Here is a 21,131-nt window from a genome sequence, read left to right on the forward strand (position 1 = left end):
ATATGACCGCTCTGACGGCAGAGGTGGCGGAGCCCGCGCCGCCCCCGCCCCCCGACGGCTCCGCGTCCACGCGCAGAGGCGTCGAGCTGACGCTCCTCGCCGGAGCAGTCCTCATCTGCGTCCTCGGCCACCTCTACGTCGGCCTGGCCACCACCGGCAGCGCCCCCGGGTCCGCCGGCCGCTACGCCGCCGGGCTGGGGGGCGCGGCCCTGCTCGCGCACCTCGCCGTCCGCTTCCGGGCCCCGTACGCCGATCCGCTCGTCCTGCCCATCGCCGTCCTGCTCAACGGGCTCGGCCTGGTCCTGATCCAGCGCCTCGACCTCACCACTCCCGCCCACCTCACCGCCGCCGACCAACTGCGCTGGTCGGCGCTGGGCGTGGTCCTGTTCGTCCTCGTCGTCGTGCTGCTGCGCGACCACCGGGTGCTCCAGAAGTACGCGTACCTCTCCGTGGCCGCCTCCCTCGTGCTGATGCTCGTCCCCGTGTTCTTCCCGGCGGTCAACGGCGCGCACATCTGGATCCGGTTCGCCGGACTCTCCTTCCAGCCCGGCGAGTTCGCCAAGATCCTGCTCGCCGTCTTCTTCGCCGCCTACCTGGCCGCGAACCGCACCGCCCTCGCCCTCACCGGCCGACGGCTGTTCTGGAAGCTGCGCCTCCTGCCCGGCCGGGTCCTCGGCCCGATCCTCGCGATCTGGCTGCTCAGCGTCGGCGTGCTCGTCCTGGAGCGCGACCTCGGGACCTCGCTGCTCTTCTTCGGGCTCTTCGTCGTCATGCTCTTCACCGCCACCGGCCGGATCGGGTGGATCGCGATCGGGCTGCTGCTCGCCGCGTTGGGCGCGTACGCCGTCGGCACGCTGGAGCCGCATGTGCACAGCCGTGTCGAGGACTGGCTGAATCCTTTCGCCTCCATCGAGAGGGGAGAAGGGCCGGGCCAGCTCGCCCAGTCCCTCTTCGCCTTCGCCGCCGGCGGGCTGCTCGGCTCCGGGCTCGGCCACGGGCAGTCCTTCCTCATCGGCTTCGCCGCCAAGTCGGACTTCATCCTCGCCACCGCCGGCGAGGAGCTCGGCCTCGTCGGCCTCACCGCGATCCTGTTGCTCTACGCGCTCCTCGTCCACCGGGGGTTTCGCGCCGGGCTCGCGCTGCGGGACCCCTTCGGCCGCCTCCTCGCCACCGGGCTCGCCTCGATCGTGGCGCTCCAGGTGTTCGTCATCGCCGGAGGGGTCACCGGGCTGATCCCGCTCACCGGCATGGCCATGCCCTTCCTCGCCCAGGGCGGCTCCTCCGTCGTCACCAACTGGGTCATCGTCGCGCTGCTCGTCCGGCTCGGCGACAGCGCCGGCCGGCCCCGCCCGGCCGAAGGGGGCGGCGCGTGATCCGGTACATCCGCTGGTGCGCGTACTTCTGCGCGCTGCTGCTCGCCGCCCTGCTCGTCAACGTGGCCCGGGTGCAGGTCTGGGAGGCCGCCGCGTACGGGGCGAACCCGGCCAACAAGCGCCCCGCCATCGAGCGGTACGCCGAGCCCCGCGGGGACATCCTGGTCGACGGGCGGCCCGTCACCGGATCGCGGGACAGCGGGCAACTGCTGCGCTACGAGCGGACGTACGCGAACGGTCCGCTGTACGCGCCGGTCACCGGTTTCTCCTCGCAGACGTACGGGACCAGTCTCCTGGAGCGCGCCGAGGACGCGATCCTCTCGGGCACCGATCCGGGGCTCTCGGCCTTCCCGCTCTGGTACGACCTGGCCCGCGGCCGCCCGTCCGGCGGCAACGCGGAGACCACCGTACGGTCCGGCCCGCAGCTCGCCGCGTACACCGGACTGGCGGGCCGGCGCGGCGCGGCCGTCGCCCTGGAGCCCTCCACCGGCAGGATCCTCGCGCTGGTCAGCAGCCCCTCGTACGATCCGGCGGCGCTCTCGGGCACCGGCGGGCCCGTGAAGGCGGCCTGGGCCCGGCTGAACGCGGACCCCGCCCGGCCCATGCTGAACCGGGCGCTGCGCGAGACGTACCCGCCCGGCTCCACCTTCAAGATCGTGACGGCGGCCGCGGCCCTGGACGCGGGCGTGGTCACCGATGTGGACGCGCCCACGCAGACCCCCGACCCCTACCCGCTGCCCGGCACCAGCACCCTCCTGCCGAACGCGGCCACCGGCTGCCAGGACGCCTCGATGGCCGAGGCGGTGCAGTGGTCCTGCAACACGGTGATGGCGAAGATCGGGGTACGGGTCGGACTGCGCGCGATGGCGGACGCGGCGCGCCGGTTCGGGTTCAACGAGGAGGGGCTGCGGGTGCCGGCCTGGGTGTCGCGGTCGAACTTCGACACGGACATGAGCCCGGACCAGCTGGCGCTGTCCTCGATCGGGCAGTTCAACACGACGGCGACGCCGCTCCAGATGGCGATGGTCGCGGCGGCGGTCGCGAACGGCGGCGAGCTCAAGTCCCCGTACCTCGTCGACCGGACCACCCAGGACGACGGGGGCCAGGTCCGGCGCGGGCAGCAGCACGGTCTGGGCCGGGCGATGACCCCGGCGACGGCGCTGCGGCTGCAGGAGATGATGGTGCAGGTGGTGGAGAACGGCACCGGGCGCAACGCCGGGATCCCGGGCGCGGTGGTCGGCGGCAAGACCGGTACGGCGCAGCACGGCGTCGGGAACGCGGGGACCCCGTACGCGTGGTTCATCGGCTGGGCGAAGGCCGAGGACGCGCCGCAGCCGGGGGTCGCGGTGGCGGTGGTGGTCGAGGACGCCGAGGCGCACCGCGGGGACATCAGCGGCAACGGCGCGGCCGCCCCGATCGCCAGGGCGGTGATGGAGGCGGCGCTCGCCGCCCGTTGACGCCGCCCGTTGACGCCGACCGATTGACGCCGCCCGATGGGGGCCGACCGGTTGACGCCGCCCGATGGGGGCCGACCGATTGACGCCGCCCGATGGGGGCCGACCGATTGACGCCGCCCGGTGTCGCCGACCGACGGGGGCCGACCGGTTGAGGCCGCCCGGCTCCCGTGCGGGGTCCGCCCCTACGCGGGGTCCGCCCCCTCCGCGATCGCCCCCTCCGCGATCGCCCCCTCCGCGATCGCCGCCTCCACCTCGGCCACCCGGTCCGCCTCCTCCGCCGCGAAGCGCTCGCGGTCCAGTGCCTCGGCGATCTCCTCGTCCTGGCTCATCAGCAGGTCCAGATTGGAGTCGCCCATCTCGAAGACGCCCATGTCCAGGTACGCCTTCTGCAGCCGCCCGCCCCACAGCCCGATGTCCTTGACGCACGGCACGATCCGGCTGAACAGCAGCTTCCGGAACAGGTGCAGGAACTCCGACTGCTCGGTGAACTCCGCGGCCTCCTTGCGGGAGATGCCGAAGTTCTCCAGCACCTCCACCCCGCGCAGCCGGTCCCGCATCAGGTAGCAGCCCTCGATCACGAACTCCTCGCGCTCGCGCAGCTCGGCGTCCGTCAACTGCTTGTAGTAGTCCCGCAGCGCCATCCGCCCGAACGCCACGTGCCGTGCCTCGTCCTGCATCACGTACGCCAGGATCTGCTTCGGCAGCGGCTTGTCGGTCGTATCGCGGATCATCCCGAACGCCGCCAGCGCCAGGCCCTCGATCAGCACCTGCATGCCCAGGTACGGCATGTCCCAGCGGGAGTCGCGCAGGGTGTCGCCGAGCAGCCCCTGGAGGCTGTCGTTGATCGGGTAGAGCATCCCGACCTTCTCGTGCAGGAAGCGGCCGAAGATCTCGGCGTGCCGGGCCTCGTCCATCGTCTGGGTCGCGGAGTAGAACTTCGCGTCCAGGTCCGGCACCGACTCCACGATCCGCGCCGCGCACACCATCGCGCCCTGCTCACCGTGCAGGAACTGGCTGAAGTTCCAGGCGGCGTAGTGCCGGCGCAGCTCCCCCTTGTCCCTCTCGGTGAGTCCGGCCCAGTGCCGGGTGCCGTAGAGGGTCAGCGCCTCGTCCGGGGTGCCGAGCGGGTTGTACGGGTCCACCTCCAGGTCCCAGTCGATGCGCTTGGCGCCGTCCCACTGCTTGTCCTTGCCCTTCTGGTACAGCGCGAGGAGCCGTTCGCGGCCGTCGGCGTACTCCCAGCTGAAGCGGGCCGCGCCGGAGGCCGGAACCTGCCAGGCCTCCGCGCCCGGGTCCTTGGTGTAGAGCTCGTGCGTCGACACTGACGCCCCCTCGGCTCGGGTACTTCCGTACAGGACTGGATGGTTGGCAGCGTCACACGTTGGTAGACGCGGGGTCAACAAGTCGCGCGCAGGGGATTGACGGTCTTGCTGACAAGCAGTCTCATAACTGTTGACCGCCGGTAACCCGATGAGCGAGGTATCCGAAGCCATGACGACCGTGACCGATCGAGGCGCGCTGCGTGACGCGCTCGGCCTCCTCAAGGACCGTGAAGAGATCGCCGCGCGACTCCTCGAATCCTCGGCCAAGCACTCCTTCGACCCCGACAAGGAACTCGACTGGGACGCCCCGCCCGTCGACGGCACGTACTACTGGCCGCCCGAACTGCTCTCCCTCTACGACACCCCGCTCTGGAAGAAGATGGGCGAGGAGCAGCGCATCGACCTCTCGCGCCACGAGGCCGCCGCCCTCGGCTCCCTCGGCATCTGGTTCGAGGTCATCCTGATGCAGCTGATGGTCCGGCACATCTACGACAAGTCTCTGACCAGCAATCACGTCCGGTACGCGCTCACCGAGATAGCCGACGAGTGCCGCCACTCCATGATGTTCGCCCGCATGATCGAAAAGGCCGGCGCCCCCGCCTACCCCGTCTCCCGCACCCACCACAACCTCGCCCGCGTCCTCAAGACGATCTCCACCACCCCCGGCTCCTTCGCCTGCACCCTCCTCGGCGAGGAGATCCTCGACTGGATGCAGCGCCTCACCTTCCCCGACGAGCGGATCCAGCCCCTCGTCCGCGGCGTCACCCGCATCCACGTCATCGAGGAGGCCCGGCACGTCCGCTACGCCCGCGAGGAGCTGCGCCGGCAGATGCTGACCGCCCCGCGCTGGGAACAGGAGCTGACCCGCGTCAGCTGCGGCGAGGCCGCCCGCGTCTTCTCCCTGGCCTTCGTCAACCCGCAGGTCTACGAGAACGTCGGCCTCGACCGGCGGGAGGCCCTCGCCCAGGCCAAGGCGAGCGGCCACCGGCGCGAGGTCATGCAGACGGGCGCCAAGCGCCTCACCGACTTCCTCGACGACATCGGTGTCCTGCGCGGAGTCGGCCGCAGGCTCTGGAAGAGCTCGGGACTCCTCGCCTGAACCGCCTGTTTCGGGGCTACCCTGCGGGCATGACGACCGTACGCGCGTACCGCAGGCTGAGCGTCGAGGAGCGGCGGGCCCAGCTCCTCGACGCCGCCTTGTCGCTGTTCGCGCACCGGGCCCCGGAGGAGGTCTCGCTCGACGACGTCGCCGAGGCGGCCGGCGTCTCGCGGCCCCTGGTCTACCGCTACTTCCCGGGCGGCAAGCAGCAGCTGTACGAGGCGGCCCTGCGCTCGGCGGGCGACCTCCTGGAGCAGTGCTTCGCCGAACCGCAGGCCGGTCCGCTCACCCAGCGCCTCTCCCGCGCCCTGGACCGCTACCTGGCCTTCGTGGACGAGCACGACGCCGGATTCTCGGCCCTCCTCCAAGGCGGCAGCGTCGTCGAGACCTCCCGTACGACGGCCACGGTGGACGGCATCCGCCGGGCCGCGGCCCAGCAGATCCTCTACCACCTGGCCGTGCCGGCCCCCGGCCCGCGACTGCGGATGATGGTCCGCACCTGGATCACGGCGGTCGAGGCGGCCTCCCTGATCTGGATCGACGAAGGCAAGCAGCCGGAGGTCTCGGCCCTGCGCGACTGGCTGGTCGACCAGTTCATAGCCCTCCTGACGGCGACGGCCGCCACCGACCCGGAGACCGCGGCCGCGGCGCGCAGCGCGCTGGCCCTGGAATCGGCGGACGGCCCGGTCGGGGTCCTGGCCCGGCGCGTGATCCCGGTGGTCTCCGAGGCCGCCCACCTGCTGTGACACTGGTGGGGTGAGAAGCGAACCCACGCCCTTCGAGGGCGGCCCGATGGACGGCCGGGTCCTGCCGATCCTCGTCGGCCCGACCGGCCACCCGCCGAAGTGGTACGAGATCCCGGTCCCGTCGGCCGACGGCGGCCCCGCGACGGTCCTGCTGTACGAGCGGGTCCCGGCGGGCTATTCCAAGCGGCTGCACCTCCAGAAGGGCTGGAAGTACACGTACTCCCCGTCCGGGCAGAAGCCCAGGCTCCGCTGGCCCTGGACGAAGCCGGCCACGAAGCCGACCCCGCCGCAGGAGGACACCCCCTGACGGGGGCGCCCCCTACAGGGAGTCCGCCGGGGCCGCCGGGAGCGTCAGGACGGCCAGCGCCCCGCCGCCCTCCGCCTCCCGGAACTCCAGGCGCGCGCCGATGACCTCCGCCTGCCCCACCGCGATGGTCAGCCCCAGCCCGTGCCCCTTGCCCGTTCCCGCGCCGCCGGTCCGGAACCGCTGCGGGCCGTGCGCCCTGAGGTACTCCGGGAACCCGTCCCCGTGGTCGCGCACGCTCACCACCGGACCGTCCACGGTCAGGAGCACCGGCGCCCGCCCGTGCTTGTGCGCGTTGGCCACCAGGTTCCCGAGCACCCGCTCCAGCCGGCGCCGGTCCGTCTCCACGTGCGCGTCCCGCAGGACCACCAGCTCCGTCTCCGTCCCGGACGCCCGGACCACCCGCCGCGCCAGGCGCCCCAGCTGGTGCAGGTCCGTCTCCACCACCTCGCGCCCCGAGTCCAGCCGCGAGATCTCCAGCAGGTCCTCGGTCAGCCCGCGCATCGTCCGTACCCGCTCCTGCACCAGCTGCGTCGCCCGCCCCTCCGGCAGCAGCTCCGACGCCGCCTGCAAACCCGTCAGCGGCGTGCGCAGCTCGTGCGCGACGTCCGCCGTGAACCGCTGCTCGCTCAGCAGCTTCGCCTGCAGGGTTCCGGCCATCGTGTCGAGCGCCCCCGCCACGATGGCCACTTCGTCCTGGTGCCGGGAGGGGTCCTTCGTCCGCGGATCGTCCACGCGCGCGTCGAGATCGCCCTGCGTGATCCGCCGGGCCACGGTCGCCGTCTGGTGCAGCCGCCGCGTCACCCGGGTCACCGCGAAGGCGCCCACCAGCAGCGTTCCGCCGATCGCCAGCACGGACGACCCGATGATCGCGTTGTCCAGGCCGCTGATCGTCCGCGCGCTCTGCGAATAGTCCACGGCCGTGGCCAGGGCCTTGCCGTCCGCCGGGGCCGCCGCCCACATCGTCGGACGGCCCTCGTACTCGGCCACCATCGTCGCGCGCTGCCCGGACACCGCCAGGGCGCGCAGCGCCGGGGGCAGCCCCGCCGGGTCGATCCCCGCGTCGGGCGGGAGGGCCTCGCCGGCCTCGTACTCGCGGGACACGTCGTGCAGCTTCTCCAACGCCTTGTCCCGCGCCGCCGCGACGGTCTGCCGGGTCACCTCCACGTGCACCAGAGCGCCGAGCACGGCGGCGAGCGAACAGCACATCACGACGATGAACAGCCCGGACTTCCAGGTCAGCGTGGCCGTCCACGCGGGCAGCCGCCTCCGCACCCCCTTCACGGGGTCCCCTCGGCGGTCGGCTTCAGCGGCGGGGACGGGGAAGGGCTCTGCGCCGTCCCGGGCAGCCGTACGATCTGCTCCCGCGCCGGCAGCATCGTCCGCTGCTTCTCGTCCCAGGACCACGCCGTGATCAGCTCGTAGCCCGGATGGCCGCTCGGCACCCGCAGGATCACGTCCTGCCCGGCCAGCTCCACGGTGACGACGGTCTGCGTGGTCGCCATGATCCGGTTCAGGCGTCCGTCGGGGTCCGCCGTGTACGCCCGTACGGACATCATCCGGTCGGGCAGCTCGATGCCGACGACGAGCTCGTCGCGGCCGTTGCCCGTCAGGTCCCGGTAGTACGGGGCCAGCACCGGGCACTTCCCGCGCGGCTGCCCCGCCGGCCCGCACGCCTTGATCGCCGCGACGGTCTCCGGGGGCATCCCGTCCGGGCCGACCCCGGTGTTCGGATGGGCGGCCAGCTCCGCCTGGACGAGGGCCACCGGATCGACCCCGTGCACGTTCTGGTCCCTCACGGGCGCCAGCCCCTGCACGTACTCCGGCGGTGCGCCGCCGGGATCGGCCGGCGGTACGGAGGCCCCTTTGCGCTCCGGCCACAGGTGTACGGGCCCGCTCGCGGTCGGGGTCGGACCGGCGCCCACCGGGCCGCCGGTGTCACCGCATCCGGAGAGCAGGGACAGCAGCGGGAGCAGCGGCAGGGCGAACAGGGCGGCGCGGGCGCGGCCTCGGGAGGAGCGGGCGCGGGGGGCGCGGGCGCGGGGGGCGGCGGCCGGGACGGACAGCGCATGCACGGCCGACTGGGTCTCCTCTCCACGGACACGACGCCTCATCAGCGCATCTTAACCTTATGTGGAGATATGACCGTTTCTCGATGCTCCCGAGGGGCCCTCGCGGATCAGCCCTCGGTACGGCCGCGGCGCAGCATGGCGAAGCCGAGCCCGGCCGCGCCCACGGCTGCGATCCCGCCCCCCGCGGCGAGCAGCAGCACTCCGTCGCCCGGACCCTCGGCCAGCGTGTCCAGGGTCCCGCCGGCGACCGTGCGGGCGTGCCCGGCGGAGGCCTGGACGACCCGGCCGTCGCGGGTCCCGGTCTTGTACCCGTCGGCGAGGGGCGTGGCGGTGCGGCCGTCCGCGGCGCCCGCCTCGCCGACCCAGGAGGAGAGCCGGCCGTCGGGCTGCAGGGCCGCGTGGAGCGGGCCCGAGCGGCCGATGCCGGCGACGCCGTCACGGCTGGTCAGGGTGGCCGACTTGGCGCCGTCGGCGGCCAGGATGTCGGCCTGGAAGCCGCCCTGGGCGATCCGGTAGACGTTCGCCCTGGACACGCCGTCCGCGAGGGCGAGGCTCTTGACCAGGGTCCGGGCAGCACCCGCGGACTGCGCCGCCGACGCGGCGGGCACCCCCTCGGCGAGTGCGGCCGCGGCGGGCAGCGCGAGGAGGGTTCCGGCGCAGGCGGTCACTGCGGCGGCTCGTACGAGAGTGCGGCGGTCGACGGTGCTCACGGGAAATCCTTCGGTCCGGTCCAGGTGCGACAAACCTAGGAGCCCGCTGTGTCAGTACCGCGATGAGCTTGTAACAGGCACCCGGCGGAGTCCCGTAGAAGCTGTTACACGGTCGAGAACTCCACCGGGGGATTGCCGCGGGGCGGCCGGGCTGCTCCCATGTACGGCGGGGGGTGAGGTCCATGCGGGGACTCAAGGTGCTGCCGAGCGGCCGCCCCGGCCGCGGCCGGCTCTACGTCAACCTGCCCGACGGCCGGGCGGTGGCCTGGTACGACCGGCAGACCAACCGGATCAGCGTGCTCGCCGACCAGCACCGCGATGCGGTCGTGGCGGCGTTGCGCCCGTACATAGCCGGCCCGTTCACGGTCGGCCCGCCGCCGGTGCCCACACCGGCGGACCTGCGCAGACTCGCCCTTGCGCCGGACGAGGACCTGGCTCCGAACCGCCCCGGCGAACTCCTGCTGGGCGAGCTGGAACACGGCTCGGCGGGCAGCCGGACCCGGCACCGGATCCGCCAGGACCTGGCCGCCCAGCAGCGCATGGGCGAGCTCCTCGACGCCCTCGAACCGGACGGCTGGCGGGTCCTGCACGGCGTCCCGCTCCCGGGCCTCGGCGCCATCGACCACCTGCTCATAGGCCCCGCGGGAATCCTCTGCGTCCGTACGCTCCCGGGCCGCCGCCAGCGTGCGGCCGTCGGCGACCTGCTGCTGACGGTGGGCCGGGCCGAGCCGCGCCCGGACCCGCGATGGATCCGCCAAGCGGCCGCCGCGGCCACCCGGGCGCTCGCGGCGCCGGTCCTGCCGGCCCTGGCCCTGGTCGACGCCTCCCGCGTCGAGCTGGCCCCGACGGTCCGCGACATCCGCGTCCTGGAGCCGGCCACGGCCCGGGCACACCTCGCGTCGGCGCCGGCCACCCTCAAACCCCCGGACACGGAAGCCCTGTTCACCCAGGCCCGCGACGCCCGCACCTGGCTCCCGCCCCTACCGCACCGCCCCCCACCGCGCACCTTCCCGATCCGCAAGCCCCGCGGCACCCCCTAGGAACGCAGCGCGCGCGGGCCCTTGCCCACGCGGCGGCGCAGGAGCGCCCGCAGGGCGCCGGGGCCCTCGTACCCGACCCGGCGGGCGACGACCGCCAGCGGCAGGCCGGTGGTGCGCAGGAGGTGCTCCGCCTGCTCCACCCGCAGGTCCTGCACCAGCCGGATCGGCGCGCGGCCGAGCGTACGGGCGACCGTGCGCTGGAGGGTCCGCTCGCTGACGCCGAGGTCGCGGGCCGCCTCGGCGATGGACAGCGGCTCCGCGATGCGGGCGCGCACCCACTGCTCGAAGGCGGCCACCAGCGGATCGTGCCGGGCCAGGGCGCTGGGGATGGCGTACGCGGCCTGCGAGGCCCGGTCGTCGACCACGAGGTAGTGCCGCACGAGGTCGGCGAGGGCCGGGCTGCGCATCCCCACGATCCCCAGCGCGAGGTCGAGGTGGCCGAACGCCGCCCCGGCGGTGGTCATTCCGTCCGAGGTGGTGACCATCCGGGTCTCGTCCACGGTGACCTCGGTATAGCGCTCCCGGAAGACCGGGGCGAGCCACCAGCTGGTGGTGGCCCGGTGCCCGTCCAGCACGCCCGACTCGGCCAGCAGGAACGTTCCGGTGCAGGCGGTGGCGAGGGGGGTGCGCCGCTCACGGGCCTCGGCGAGCAGCCGGCGCGCGGTGCCGTGCGCGGCGCCGGACACGGTCTCCACCAGGACCTCCGGGCGGCGCTCCATGAGGGCGGGCACGACGAGGAGGTCGGCGTCCTCGGCGGTGCGGGCGGCCTCGGTGTCGATCCGGTGTCCGAGGCCCGTGCGGACCGTGCGGCGGACGCCGACGGTACGGATGTCGAAGGCGGGCGGCGGGGCTCCGGGCAGCCGGCCGCGCAGGGCGTTGGCCGTGTGCAGGACGTCGAGGACGGCCGAGACGCCGGAGTCGAACGCTCCGTCGAGGACCAGGACGGCGGTTTTCACCGGCTCACCCTAGCGGGTGCGACGCCTGTCGGAATCGGTGTGGAAAGTGCCGGATCCGCCACTCCCGCGGCGGGCGGGGCCCGCCTAGGCTCGCGGCCATGACCACGACCACCCCGTACGCCGCCGCTGCCGCAGACCGATCCCGTACCCACACCTGGCATTCGCGCCCCGAACCCACCCCGGAGATCCTGGGCATGAGCGGGCTCGAAATCCTCCAGGCCTGCATCAAGGGCGCCCTGCCCGAGGCATCGATCATGAGCACCCTGGGGTTCCGGCTGGTGGAGGCCGAGGAGGGCTTCGTCGTCTTCGAGGGGGACCCGGGCGACCACCTGCTCAACCCGATGGGGACGGTGCACGGCGGGTTCCTCGCCACGCTCCTCGACTCGGCGCTCGGCTCGGCCGTGATGAGCCGCCTTCCGGCGGCCACCACGTACACGACCGTGCAGTTGGGCGCGCACATGATCCGCCCGGTGCTGGCGCAAACGCCGACGCTGCGGTGCGAGGGGACGGCCCTGCATGTGGGGCGGACCACCGCGACGGCCGAGGCGCGGGTGGTCGGCGCCGAGGACGGCAAGCTGTACGCGCACGGCACGACCACGTGCGTGGTCCTCAGGCCCTGAAGGGTGTTGCCGACGGATCCGGTCGACTGATCCGCCCGTCGAAGGGGCACCCCCCAGGCGCGCCTCAGGCCGAAGCCCGCTTGCGGGGGGCCGCCTTCTTCGCCGCAGCGGCCGTCTTCTTCGCCGAAGCCGTCTTCGAGGCGGACTTGGCGGTGGATTTCGTGGCGGTGGACTTGACCGTGGACTTCGTGGCCGTCGTCTTGGCCGCAGTGGACTTGGTCGAGGTCGACTTGGCCGATGCGGTCTTCCTCGCACCGGAGGCCGCCGTCTTCTTCGTCGCGGCCGTGGACTTCTTCCCGCCCACCGCCTTCGGCGCGGCCGGCGCCGACTTCCGGCGCATCGGGGTGACCTCCCCCTCGGGGCCCGCCTCCCCCCGCGAGGCCTTCGCGGCGCTCACGCTCTTCTCCAGCGCCGCCATCAGGTCGATGACCTTCCCGCCGGCCGGCTCCACCTCGGCCTCCGAAGGGGGTTCGAACGCACCCTCCGACTTCGCCGAGATCATCGCCTCCACGGCCTCCCGGTACTCGTCCGTCAGCGAGTCCATCTCCACCTCGCCCAACGTCGCCATCAGTGCGTCCGCCAGGTCCAGCTCGGCCTCCCGCACCGACACCTTCCCCTCCGGAGCCACCCCCTCCGGCACCCGGATCTCGTCGGGCCACAGCAGGCCGTGCATCGCGATCACGTCGTCGACCACCCGCAGCATGCCGAGCCGCTCCCGCCCCCGCAGGGCGTACTTGGCGATCGCGACCTTCCGGCTCCGCTTCAGCGCCTCCCGCAGCAGCGTGTACGGCTTCGCCGCCGTCGGGCCGTTCGCCGCGAGGTAGTACGCCGCGTCCATCTGCAGCGGGTCGATCTCGTCCGCCGGCACGAACGAGACGATCTCGATCGTCTTCGCCGTGGCGATCGGCAGCTGCGCCAAGTCCTCGTCCGTGATCGGGATGATCGACCCGTCCGCCTCCTCGTACCCCTTGCCGATCTCGGCGGTCGCCACCTCCTCGCCGTCCAGCTCGCACACCTTGCGGTAGCGGATCCGCCCGCCGTCGCTCAGGTGGATCTGGCGAAAGGAGATCGAGTGGCTCTCGGTGGCGTTCACGAGCTTGATCGGAATGCTGACCAAGCCGAAAGAGATTGCGCCGTTCCAGATGGATCGCACGGTTCCTCCCGATTCATGGCAATCTCATCGTATGACGCCGATCACCATGGTGGAGGGGCGTCGCATCCCGCTCTCCAACCTGCACAAGGTCCTGTACCCCGAGACCGGCTACACCAAGGGCGAGGTGCTGCACTACTACGCCACCGTCGCCGCTCCGCTGCTGGCCCACATCCACAACCGGCCGGTGTCGTTCCTGCGCTATCCCGACGGCCCGGACGGCCAGCTCTTCTTCACGAAGAACCCGCCGCCCGGTACCCCCGACTGGGTGAAAACCACCCCGGTGCCCCGCTCCGAGGACGTCACCGCCCGGCAGGTGGTCATCGCGGACCTGCCCTCCCTCATGTGGGCCGCCAACCTCGTCGTCGAGTTCCACACCCCCCAGTGGCCCGCCGGCAGCCCGGCCGTCGCCGACCGGCTGATCATCGACCTCGACCCCGGCGCCCCCGCCACCGCCGTCGAGTGCTGCGCCGTCGCGCTGTGGCTGCGCGAGCGCCTCGCCGCCGACGGGCTGGAGGCGTACGCCAAGACCTCCGGCTCCAAGGGCATGCACCTGGCCGTGGCCCTGGAGCCGACCCCGTCCGACCGCGTGTCGGCGTACGCGAAGGGCCTCGCCCAGGAGGCCGAGCGCGCGCTCCCCGCCCTCGCACTGCACCGGATGGCCAAGGCCCTGCGGCCCGGCAAGGTTTTCGTCGACCACAGCCAGAACGCCGCCGCCAAGACCACCGCGGCCGCCTACACGCTGCGCGCCCGGGCCCGCCCGACGGTCTCCGCCCCCGTCTCCTGGGAGGAGGTCGCGGCCTGCCGCGCCCCCGCCGACCTGGTCTTCCTCGCCGACGACATCCCGCCCCGGCTGGAGCGCCACGGGGACCTGTTCGGCCCGCTGACCGACCCCGACCGCGTCCACCGGCTGCCCGCACCCCCCGGGGGCCGGCCGTGATCCGCGTCGCGCTCGCCGCCACCGTACGCACCCTGCCGCGCGGGGCGGGCCTGGCGTACGAGCCCAAGTTCGACGGCCACCGCCTCGTCGTCGTGCGCACCGCCGAGGACGTGGCGCTGCAGGCGCGCTCGGGCCGCATCGTGACCGCGGCGTTCCCCGATCTGGTGGCCGCGGCCCGGCAGTTGCCCGCCGGGACCGTCCTCGACGGCGAGGTGGTCGTCTGGCACGCCGGCCGTACGGACTTCGCCCTCGTCCAGCGCCGGGCGGCGGCCACGGTCGCGCGGGCCGCGGTACTCGCCCAGAGCCTGCCGGCCTCGTACGCGGCGTTCGACGTGCTGGAACTGGCCGGGCTGGACCTGCGCGGGCACACCTACGAGCGGCGCCGGGCGCTCCTGGTCGACCTGCTGCTCCCGCTGGGGCCGCCGCTGCAGCCGGTCCCGATGACGACCGACCCGGAACTGGCCGCCACCTGGTACGAGACCCTGCCCGCCAGCGGCATCGAGGGACTGGTCGTCAAGCGGATGGACCAGACGTACCCGGCGGGCAGGCGCGGCTGGCAGAAGCTGCGGCACACGGATGTGCGGGACGCGGCGGTCGTCGGGTACACCGGCACCCCGCGCCGCCCGCTCGCGCTGGTCCTGGTGCTGCCGAACGGGGACGAGACCCCGCTGGTGTCGAGCCCGCTGACGGCGGCGCTGCGCGCGGACGTGGTGGCGGCGGTCGCGGAGCGCGACGCCCCCGCCCGCACCCCGGCCGGGCCCCGGGCCGGTGGGGGCACGGTGACCGCGATCGGGCTCGGCGAGGTGCCCTACCGCCCGCTCGACCCGCCGCTGACGGCCGAGGTCCGCCACCCCTCGACGGCCCGGCACCCGCCGCCGGAGGTGCTCAGGCTGCGCACGGAGCCCTGACCCGGGCCGTGGGGGCGGCGCCTGCGGACGGCGCCCTGACCCGCGCCGTGGGGCGGCGCAGGTCAGGGCTGGCCGGGACGCCGGGAGCCGGGTTCAGCTGTGCGCGCCGCGCCCCGCCTCGGGGGGAGCGCCGGGCTGTACGTGCGGATGCGGCCCCTCCACCTGCTTCCAGTCGGCCTCCCGCTCGGCCCGGACGGCATCCGGGTGGCTGGAGGTGGTGGAGCCGAAGTTCCCGTAGCCCTGCATCTCGTGCGGGCGCAGCCCGCCCTCCGGGATCTCCACCTGGTCGCGTTCCTCGCGGACCTCGTAGACCGCGCCGCCGGCGGGCAGGTGCGGCTGGCTCTCCGCGGTGGGCGGCGGGGGCTCCTTGGCCCGGACCCGCTGGCCGAGCTTGAAGCCGGCGAGCAGGAAGCCGACCACAGCGATCCCGACGACCAGGAACCACACGATGTGCGTCGCTGTCTGGTCCAGACTCAGGGTCATGTCCATACAGACTATTTTCCCCGATATAGGACGATTCACGTGAGGCCGGGAAGATCCCTTCATCCGACCCGGGTGTGACTACTGCGCCGAAACCAGGGCAGGCGCCGGGACGACCGCCCCGAAGGGAGCCGCAAAATGCCCCGCGGATCTTCACCCAAACGAGAACGCCAATACGAGCACATCAAGGAGAGCGCCGAGCGGCGCGGCGAGTCCGAGCAGCGGGCCGAGGAGATCGCGGCCCGGACCGTCAACAAGGAACGGGCCCGGGCCGGCGAGTCCAAGACCGCGAGCAGGGAGTCGCTGGAGGACATCTCCTCCGGTCGGCGCGGCGGCCTGCGCTCCCATGCGGGCGCGCAGGGGCCGACGTACGAACAGCTCTACGCGGAGGCCAGGCGCCGCAACATCCACGGCCGCTCCGACATGAACAAGACGCAACTCAAGCGCGCCCTCGGCAGCTGAGCCCGGACGAGCCGGCCGAGCCCGGCGTGCGCCGGGGTCCCGGCGCCTACCGCAGCGGCCCGTCCGAATCCCGCAGCGCCCGGACCTCGTACCCCCCGAGCACGGCCAGGATCTCCGCGCAGATCGCCAGCGCCGTCTCCGGGGGCGTCCGGGCCCCCAGGTCCAGCCCGATCGGGCCGTGCACCCGCGCCAGGTCCGCCTCGGACACCCCGGCGGCGAGCAGCCCCTCGCGCCGCCGCGCCGTGGTCTTGCGGGAGCCGAGCGCACCGACGTACGGGACCCCCAGCGCGAGCGCGCTCCGCACGGTCGGCACGTCGAACTCCGGATCGTGACTGAGCATCACCAAGCAGGCGGCGTCCCGGCGCGCGCCCAGCAGCTTCTCGGCCTCGGCGACGGAACCGACCGGTGCGGCCCCCCACCCCAGCAGCAGCGCCTGCGCCTCGATGATCTCCGCGAGCTCGCCGCCCCCGCCGATGACCACGTACGGGGCGGACGGGTACGCCTCCACGAACACCAGCCCGCGCTCCCCGTACAGCGCGTCCCGGCCGGGCCGGCGCGTGGCCAGCAGCTCCCCGGCCCGCCGCTCGGCGTCGTCGGCCGGCGTGTCGACGGCCCGGACCACCTCGCTCACCGCGTGCTCGGCGTCCTCGCCGAGCCGGGTCACGAGCGCGACGCCGACGCCCTCCCCGAGCAGGTCCCACCACGCGGCGGGCACGGCCGACAGCGGCTGGAGCAGGATCTCGGCCCGCCCGCCGCAGGTCAGCTTCGCCGCGACGGCCTCGTCCGCCCCCACCGACACCTCGCACACCCGCGCGGTGGCCCCGGCGGCCAAGGCTCCGGCCTCGGCCACCAGCTCGGCGTCGAAGACCCCCCGGTACAGGGCCCCGACGCATTCCCCGCGCGCGTCCACGAGCAGAGCCCCGGCCGGGTCCCGCGGACCGAACCCCTGCTCGGCCACCGGCCTGGCCAGGAACGCGGGCCGCCCCTCGGCCGCCCACTGCCGCGCCGTCTCCACCAGCTCACGCATCGCGCTGCCCCCTCCTCGTCGTCAGAGCCCGCCCCATGGCACCAGGTCAGCGGCGCACCGCGGCCTCACGGCCAACCTACGCACGCACCGCACCCCTACCCATCCCTCAAATCCCACAGACCCGGACCCACCTTCCTCGTACGGACCGCCGGACCTGACTTGCGCGCGGGCGCCGGGAGGCGTTGTTTCGAAGTACGGCAGGGAACGTCGGGGACGACCCTTGGGGATGACCCGCAATGCTCTTCACGGACCGCGACGACGCAGGCCGAAGACTCGGCACGGAGCTCGCGAGGTACGCGCTGGACGACCCCGTGGTCCTGGGGCTGCCGCGCGGCGGGGTCCCGGTGGCCTTCCACGTGGCCCACGCCCTCGGCGCCCCGCTCGACGTGATCGTCGTCCGCAAACTGGGCGTTCCGTACCAGCCCGAGCTGGCGTTCGGTGCCATCGGGGAGGGCGGCGTACGCGTGATCAGCGAGGACATCGTCCGGCGCGGGCGGCTCCGCCCGCAGGACATGGCCGCCGTCGAGGAGACGGAGCAGGCGGAGCTGACCCGCCGGGCCGCCCGCTACCGCGCGGGCCGGCCGCGGGAGGACCTCCGCGGCCGGACGGTGATCGTGGTGGACGACGGCATCGCGACCGGCGCCACGGCGGCCGCCGCCTGCCAGGTCGTACGGGCGCAGGGCGCGGCGCGGGTCGTGATGGCGGCCCCCGTGGCGCCGCCGGACGCGCTGGGCCGGGTGGGCGCGGTGGCCGACGAGGTGGTCTGCCTGTCCGCGCCACCGGGGTTCTCGTCGGTCGGCCAGTGGTACCGGGACTTCTCCCAGACCCCGGACGAGGAGGTCGTCTCCCTGCTCGCCCGGTCGCCGCGCCGGCCGGCCCCGGCGGAGCGGGCCGCGGCGGAGGTGTCGGTGGAGGCGGCGGGCCTGCACCTGCCCGGCGACCTCACCCTCCCGCCGGGCGCGGGCGCGGTGGTCGTGTTCGCGCACGGCTCGGGCAGCAGCCGCCACAGCCCCCGCAACCGCCGGGTGGCCGAGGCCCTGAACCGGGCCGGCCTGGGCACCCTGCTGTTCGACCTGCTGACCCCCGCCGAGGAGGCGGACCGCTCGAACGTCTTCGACATCGAGACCCTGGCCACCCGCCTCGCCGACGCCACCACCTGGCTCCGCACCCGGACCCGGGCCCCACTGGCCTACTTCGGCGCCAGCACGGGCGCGGCAGCCGCCCTCGCGGCGGCGGCCTCGCCGGACTCGCCGGTCTTCGCGGTCGTCTCCCGAGGCGGCCGCCCGGACCTGGCCGGCTCCCGCCTCGCCGGGGTCCGGGCCGCCACGCTCCTGATCGTCGGCTCGGAGGACCACCAGGTCCTCGCCCTCAACCGGGAGGCGCAGACCCGCCTGCGCTGTGAGAACCGCCTGGAGCTGGTCGAGGGCGCCACCCACCTCTTCGAGGAACCCGGCACCCTCGACCAGGTCTCCGCCCTCGCCGAGCGCTGGTTCACCGCCCACTGCCCACGGCCCGAGACGGATCCAGGAGCGGGGCCGCTCGGGTGATCGTTGCCGAGACATGGGTCGCAGAGCAAGGATTTGATCGCTGAGCGTCAACAATGGCTTCGTTCGTAGCCAGAGGCGCGCGCCTTGCTTTCGGGCGTGACCCTCCCAGTCCCGTGAGGACGGTTCTCTTGAGTCATCGAACGATCCGAACCAGACGCCTGAAGTCCGCCACCATGGTCGGGGCCGGTGTGCTCGCCGTGGCGCTCAACGTCGTCCCGACCACGACGGCCATCGCGGACGCTATCCACCGCTCCGGCACCGACGGCGCCGTGGCACTGCCCGGCCCGGCCGGTGCGGTCACGGACGGTGACCACGGGGGCAAGGGCCGCGGCCCGCAGGGCCCCCAGGGCAAGCCGGGCCGCCCCGGCCACCCGGGCAGGCCCGGCGCCCAGGGCCCCCAGGGCCCGCAGGGCTTCCAGGGAGCTCAGGGCAACCAGGGCTTCCAAGGCAACCAGGGCTTCCAGGGCAACCAGGGCAACCAGGGCTTCCAAGGCAACCAGGGGTTCCAGGGTGAACCGGGTGCCATCGGCAGTTCGTACGTGAGGTCCGCGACGGGCACGCAAACCGCATCCGTCACCTGCGATCCCGACGATGTCGCCACCGGTGGCGGCGTCACGCTCGCGAGCGGCGCCCTCCGGGCGAGCTTCCCGACCGGCGGTACCCCCACCACGCCCCCCACCGGGTGGCAGGCCACCACCACCGCCAACGACCCCAACAACATCACCGTCTACGTCGTCTGCGCCGAGGGGACGACGTAACCCTCCCCGCAGAACGACGGCGCCCCGGGGCTCTGACCCCGGGGCGCCGTCGTTTCCGCGGGGAGGCGCCTACACGAGCAGCGGTCCGCCGCAGCGCGCGGCGCCCTCCTTCATCGCGATGAGGTTGGCCACCACGTACGAGATGTCGTTCTTCGAGTGCCAGTCGGTCGGAAAGTAGGTGACCAGCCGCGACGACTGGAACTTGGCCTCGATCGTCGGGACGAAGGTGCGGTACTGGTCGTCCGTGTAGTACCAGAACGAGTTCTCGTTGTAGTACGCGACGTGCGTCGGGTCCTGGTAGGCGCCGCGCCCGTCCGAGCTGGGCGTCATCGTGAGGAGCATGCCCCCGGGTGCCAGCAGCCGGTACAGCTCGTTGATCAGCGGCACCTTCGAGGGCACGTGCTCCAGGAAGTCCACCGCCCTCATCAGACCCACCGAACCGTCGGGCAGGTCCAGCTTCCCGGGCAGCGTCGCGACGATGTCGACGCCCTCCCCCGGGTACTGGTCCACGCCCAGGTAGCCGGGCGGCTTGCGGTGGGCCGCGCCGAGGTCCAGCGCGAGCAGCCCGCGCCGCTGGGTCCACGCGAGGGCGTTGGCCTCGATGTACTTGTCGTACAGGACGACCGTCTCGCGCTGGATGTGCGCGTTGACCTCCGGGTCGCTCTGGGTGTTCGCGGGGTGCACCCGCTGGAGGTACAGGCAGCGGTTGATGTGGTGGAAGTCCCCGATGTGGAACAGGCGGCACATCAGGTCCTGGTCGTCCAGGACCGTCCGCGCGGCGTCGTACCCGCCGGCCTGCTCGTAGCTCTCCTTGCGGAAGGCCCGTACGTGGTTGGGCGCGTACCAGATGTAGGAGACGTTGTGCGGGGTCGGCGCCATCGAGATGATCTGCTGCAGCTTGCGGCCGTCGACCTCCACCTCCTCGTACTGCCAGCCGCAGGATTCGTCCCACCGGGTGTCGTCCCGGCTCCCGTCCTCGGCGATCTGCGCGGTGTTGCTGTAGACGAACACGGCCTCGGGGTGCTCGTCGAAGGCCGTGCCGAGCTCCGCCAGGCACGACTTCGCCAGCAGGTCGTCGTGGTCGAGCTCCACGAGGATCTCGCCGCGCGCGAGTTCGCAGGCCCTGCGCTTCGCCGCTCCGACGCCTTGGACCTCGTCCGCGATGACCACGCGGACCCGGTCGTCGGGCTGCTCCGGGCGCCATCGGGCGCCGCTGTTGAGAAGGACGATCCACTCCCAGTCCTGGCAGGTCTGGGCCTGCAGGGTCTCCAGGCACTCGTCGAGGAAACGAGGGCGGTGGCTGGGGGTGAAAACGGAGAACCTCGGTGTCGCGGTCGACGTCATCTGGTGCTCCCGGCTGGGGGTGTCTTTCCGCGCGACGTTACGAGGACACCCGGGAGATGCCGCCGAATGGCAGGCAGTCGGAGCCCAAGACCACTCGAATGTACGTTGAGACCGGCCGACCGGCGTCTACACCAGCCAGCCGGCGTCGCGGGCGATGCGGATCGCGTCGACGCGGTTGCGGGCCTTCAGCTTCATCACGACCGTCGTCAGGTAGTTCCGTACCGTCCCGGTGGACAGGTGGAGTTCGCCGGCGATCTCCGCGGCCTCCGAGCCCTGGGCCGCCATGCGCAGCACCTCGGTCTCGCGGTCGGTCAGCGGGCTCTCCAGACCGTTCCAGGCGGCCACGGCCAGCTTGGAGTCGATGACACGGTGCCCGGCGACCACCCGGCGGATGGCGCTGGCCAGTTCCTTCGGGGAGTCGTCCTTGAGGAGGTAGCCGGAGACCTGGGCCGCCAGGGCCCGGCGCAGGGTGCCGGGGCGGCCGAGGCTGGTGAGCATCAGCGTCCGGCACTCCGGGAGGTGCTCGTGGATCTGCACGGCGGCGCTCAGCCCGTCGAGCCCGGGGAGGTCGATGTCGATGATGGCGATGTCCGGCCGGGCGTCGAGGGCGGCGGCCAGGATCTCGTCCCCGCGCGACAGTTCGCTGACGACCTCCAGGTCGTCCTCGAGGTCGAGCAGGGCGACGAGCGCACCGCGCACCATGTGCATGTCTTCGGCCAGCAGGATTCTGATCACCGTGACGAGCCCCCCGTCCGCGCGGTCGATCTTGTACTTCCGATCATAGCAACCGGGCCGGTCCGGGAGCCGGTTGGCAGC

Annotated in this window: 22 protein-coding genes; 12 read left to right on the top strand and 10 right to left on the bottom strand. The window is 73.2% G+C overall.

Going from position 1 to position 21,131, the window contains the following annotated elements; translation table 11 throughout:
• Positions 1-2 precede the first annotated feature (2 nt).
• Complete coding sequence (locus ACIBAD_RS11520; protein ID WP_398906050.1) at positions 3-1,373, top strand: FtsW/RodA/SpoVE family cell cycle protein; 1,371 nt, start codon at positions 3-5, stop codon at positions 1,371-1,373.
• Entirely contained in the window at positions 1,370-2,830 is a 1,461-nt protein-coding gene (locus ACIBAD_RS11525; RefSeq protein WP_398906052.1) for a penicillin-binding transpeptidase domain-containing protein, read from the top strand. The genes ACIBAD_RS11520 and ACIBAD_RS11525 overlap by 4 nt, the downstream gene beginning before the upstream one ends.
• 182 nt (positions 2,831-3,012) lie before the next feature.
• Here ACIBAD_RS11525 and ACIBAD_RS11530 read toward each other — a convergent pair whose 3' ends face one another.
• Positions 3,013-4,152 carry a ferritin-like domain-containing protein gene (locus ACIBAD_RS11530; protein WP_398906054.1) on the bottom strand — a complete coding sequence of 380 codons (1,140 nt, stop codon included), beginning with the start codon at positions 4,150-4,152 and terminating at the stop codon, positions 3,013-3,015.
• Between the two features lie 169 nt (positions 4,153-4,321).
• On the opposite strand from ACIBAD_RS11530, the gene ACIBAD_RS11535 reads away from it, so the two are divergent.
• The 3 genes from ACIBAD_RS11535 to ACIBAD_RS11545 are packed head-to-tail and all read left to right on the top strand — an operon-like array spanning position 4,322 to position 6,304.
• On the top strand, positions 4,322-5,251 hold the full coding sequence (locus tag ACIBAD_RS11535; protein WP_134071265.1) for a diiron oxygenase: 930 nt from the start codon (positions 4,322-4,324) through the stop codon (positions 5,249-5,251).
• 29 nt (positions 5,252-5,280) lie between these two features.
• Positions 5,281-5,997, top strand: a complete 717-nt coding sequence (locus ACIBAD_RS11540; RefSeq protein WP_134071263.1) for a TetR/AcrR family transcriptional regulator — start codon at positions 5,281-5,283, stop codon at positions 5,995-5,997.
• 10 nt (positions 5,998-6,007) lie between these two features.
• Positions 6,008-6,304 carry a hypothetical protein gene (locus ACIBAD_RS11545; protein ID WP_134071261.1) on the top strand — a complete coding sequence of 99 codons (297 nt, stop codon included), beginning with the start codon at positions 6,008-6,010 and terminating at the stop codon, positions 6,302-6,304.
• Positions 6,305-6,316: 12 nt separating this feature from the next.
• Here the strand turns inward: ACIBAD_RS11545 and ACIBAD_RS11550 are convergent, their stop codons facing one another.
• The 3 genes from ACIBAD_RS11550 to ACIBAD_RS11560 all read right to left on the bottom strand — a co-directional run bounded on the left by ACIBAD_RS11550 (position 6,317) and on the right by ACIBAD_RS11560 (position 9,083).
• Complete coding sequence (locus ACIBAD_RS11550; protein ID WP_134074405.1) at positions 6,317-7,576, bottom strand: HAMP domain-containing sensor histidine kinase; 1,260 nt, start codon at positions 7,574-7,576, stop codon at positions 6,317-6,319.
• Positions 7,577-7,581: 5 nt separating this feature from the next.
• Positions 7,582-8,415, bottom strand: coding sequence for a hypothetical protein (locus tag ACIBAD_RS11555; protein WP_398906057.1), 834 nt, complete (start codon positions 8,413-8,415; stop codon positions 7,582-7,584).
• Between the two features lie 65 nt (positions 8,416-8,480).
• Complete coding sequence (locus ACIBAD_RS11560) at positions 8,481-9,083, bottom strand: hypothetical protein (protein WP_134071259.1); 603 nt, start codon at positions 9,081-9,083, stop codon at positions 8,481-8,483.
• 182 nt (positions 9,084-9,265) lie between these two features.
• Between ACIBAD_RS11560 and ACIBAD_RS11565 the strand changes: the two genes are divergently transcribed.
• Positions 9,266-10,123, top strand: coding sequence for a nuclease-related domain-containing protein (locus ACIBAD_RS11565; RefSeq protein WP_134071257.1), 858 nt, complete (start codon positions 9,266-9,268; stop codon positions 10,121-10,123).
• Here the strand turns inward: ACIBAD_RS11565 and ACIBAD_RS11570 are convergent.
• Positions 10,120-11,079, bottom strand: a complete 960-nt coding sequence (locus ACIBAD_RS11570) for a GlxA family transcriptional regulator (RefSeq protein WP_398906060.1) — start codon at positions 11,077-11,079, stop codon at positions 10,120-10,122. The genes ACIBAD_RS11565 and ACIBAD_RS11570 overlap by 4 nt on opposite strands.
• Before the next feature lie 98 nt (positions 11,080-11,177).
• Here ACIBAD_RS11570 and ACIBAD_RS11575 point away from each other — a divergent pair, with 98 nt between their 5' ends.
• Entirely contained in the window at positions 11,178-11,699 is a 522-nt protein-coding gene (locus ACIBAD_RS11575) for a PaaI family thioesterase (protein WP_398906061.1), read from the top strand.
• A gap of 64 nt (positions 11,700-11,763) precedes the next feature.
• Here the strand turns inward: ACIBAD_RS11575 and ACIBAD_RS11580 are convergent, their stop codons facing one another.
• Positions 11,764-12,852, bottom strand: coding sequence for a Ku protein (locus ACIBAD_RS11580; protein ID WP_398906063.1), 1,089 nt, complete (start codon positions 12,850-12,852; stop codon positions 11,764-11,766).
• A gap of 31 nt (positions 12,853-12,883) precedes the next feature.
• Between ACIBAD_RS11580 and ligD the strand changes: the two genes are divergently transcribed.
• Together ligD and ACIBAD_RS11590 are read left to right on the top strand one after the other, a co-directional pair.
• Entirely contained in the window at positions 12,884-13,789 is a 906-nt protein-coding gene (gene ligD / locus ACIBAD_RS11585) for a non-homologous end-joining DNA ligase (protein ID WP_134071249.1), read from the top strand.
• Positions 13,789-14,697 (top strand): ATP-dependent DNA ligase, encoded by a 909-nt coding sequence (locus tag ACIBAD_RS11590; protein ID WP_398906411.1) that lies wholly within the window; start codon positions 13,789-13,791, stop codon positions 14,695-14,697. Before ligD ends, ACIBAD_RS11590 begins: the two co-directional genes overlap by 1 nt.
• A gap of 93 nt (positions 14,698-14,790) precedes the next feature.
• Here the strand turns inward: ACIBAD_RS11590 and ACIBAD_RS11595 are convergent, their stop codons facing one another.
• The gene (locus tag ACIBAD_RS11595; RefSeq protein ID WP_134071247.1) at positions 14,791-15,186 is read right to left on the bottom strand and encodes a DUF6479 family protein; all 396 of its coding nucleotides are present in this window, start codon (positions 15,184-15,186) and stop codon (positions 14,791-14,793) included.
• A 129-nt stretch (positions 15,187-15,315) separates the two neighbouring features.
• Here ACIBAD_RS11595 and ACIBAD_RS11600 point away from each other — a divergent pair, with 129 nt between their 5' ends.
• Positions 15,316-15,639 carry a plasmid stabilization protein gene (locus ACIBAD_RS11600; RefSeq protein ID WP_134071245.1) on the top strand — a complete coding sequence of 108 codons (324 nt, stop codon included), beginning with the start codon at positions 15,316-15,318 and terminating at the stop codon, positions 15,637-15,639.
• A 46-nt stretch (positions 15,640-15,685) separates the two neighbouring features.
• Here ACIBAD_RS11600 and ACIBAD_RS11605 read toward each other — a convergent pair whose 3' ends face one another.
• Positions 15,686-16,666, bottom strand: a complete 981-nt coding sequence (locus ACIBAD_RS11605) for an XdhC family protein (RefSeq protein WP_398906067.1) — start codon at positions 16,664-16,666, stop codon at positions 15,686-15,688.
• A 236-nt stretch (positions 16,667-16,902) separates the two neighbouring features.
• Here ACIBAD_RS11605 and ACIBAD_RS11610 point away from each other — a divergent pair, with 236 nt between their 5' ends.
• Both ACIBAD_RS11610 and ACIBAD_RS11615 read left to right on the top strand, forming a co-directional pair.
• The gene (locus ACIBAD_RS11610) at positions 16,903-18,213 is read left to right on the top strand and encodes a phosphoribosyltransferase family protein (RefSeq protein ID WP_134071243.1); all 1,311 of its coding nucleotides are present in this window, start codon (positions 16,903-16,905) and stop codon (positions 18,211-18,213) included.
• Positions 18,214-18,341: 128 nt separating this feature from the next.
• Complete coding sequence (locus ACIBAD_RS11615) at positions 18,342-18,971, top strand: hypothetical protein (RefSeq protein ID WP_398906069.1); 630 nt, start codon at positions 18,342-18,344, stop codon at positions 18,969-18,971.
• Positions 18,972-19,040: 69 nt separating this feature from the next.
• On the opposite strand, the gene ACIBAD_RS11620 is transcribed toward ACIBAD_RS11615, so the two are convergent.
• Together ACIBAD_RS11620 and ACIBAD_RS11625 are read right to left on the bottom strand one after the other, a co-directional pair.
• On the bottom strand, positions 19,041-20,315 hold the full coding sequence (locus ACIBAD_RS11620; RefSeq protein ID WP_134071239.1) for a glycosyltransferase: 1,275 nt from the start codon (positions 20,313-20,315) through the stop codon (positions 19,041-19,043).
• Between the two features lie 126 nt (positions 20,316-20,441).
• Complete coding sequence (locus ACIBAD_RS11625; RefSeq protein ID WP_134071236.1) at positions 20,442-21,050, bottom strand: response regulator transcription factor; 609 nt, start codon at positions 21,048-21,050, stop codon at positions 20,442-20,444.
• Positions 21,051-21,131: the final 81 nt, after the last annotated feature.

This window comes from Streptomyces sp. NPDC051109 (assembly GCF_044455885.1).
In the GTDB taxonomy this organism is placed as follows: Bacteria; Actinomycetota; Actinomycetes; order Streptomycetales; family Streptomycetaceae; genus Streptomyces.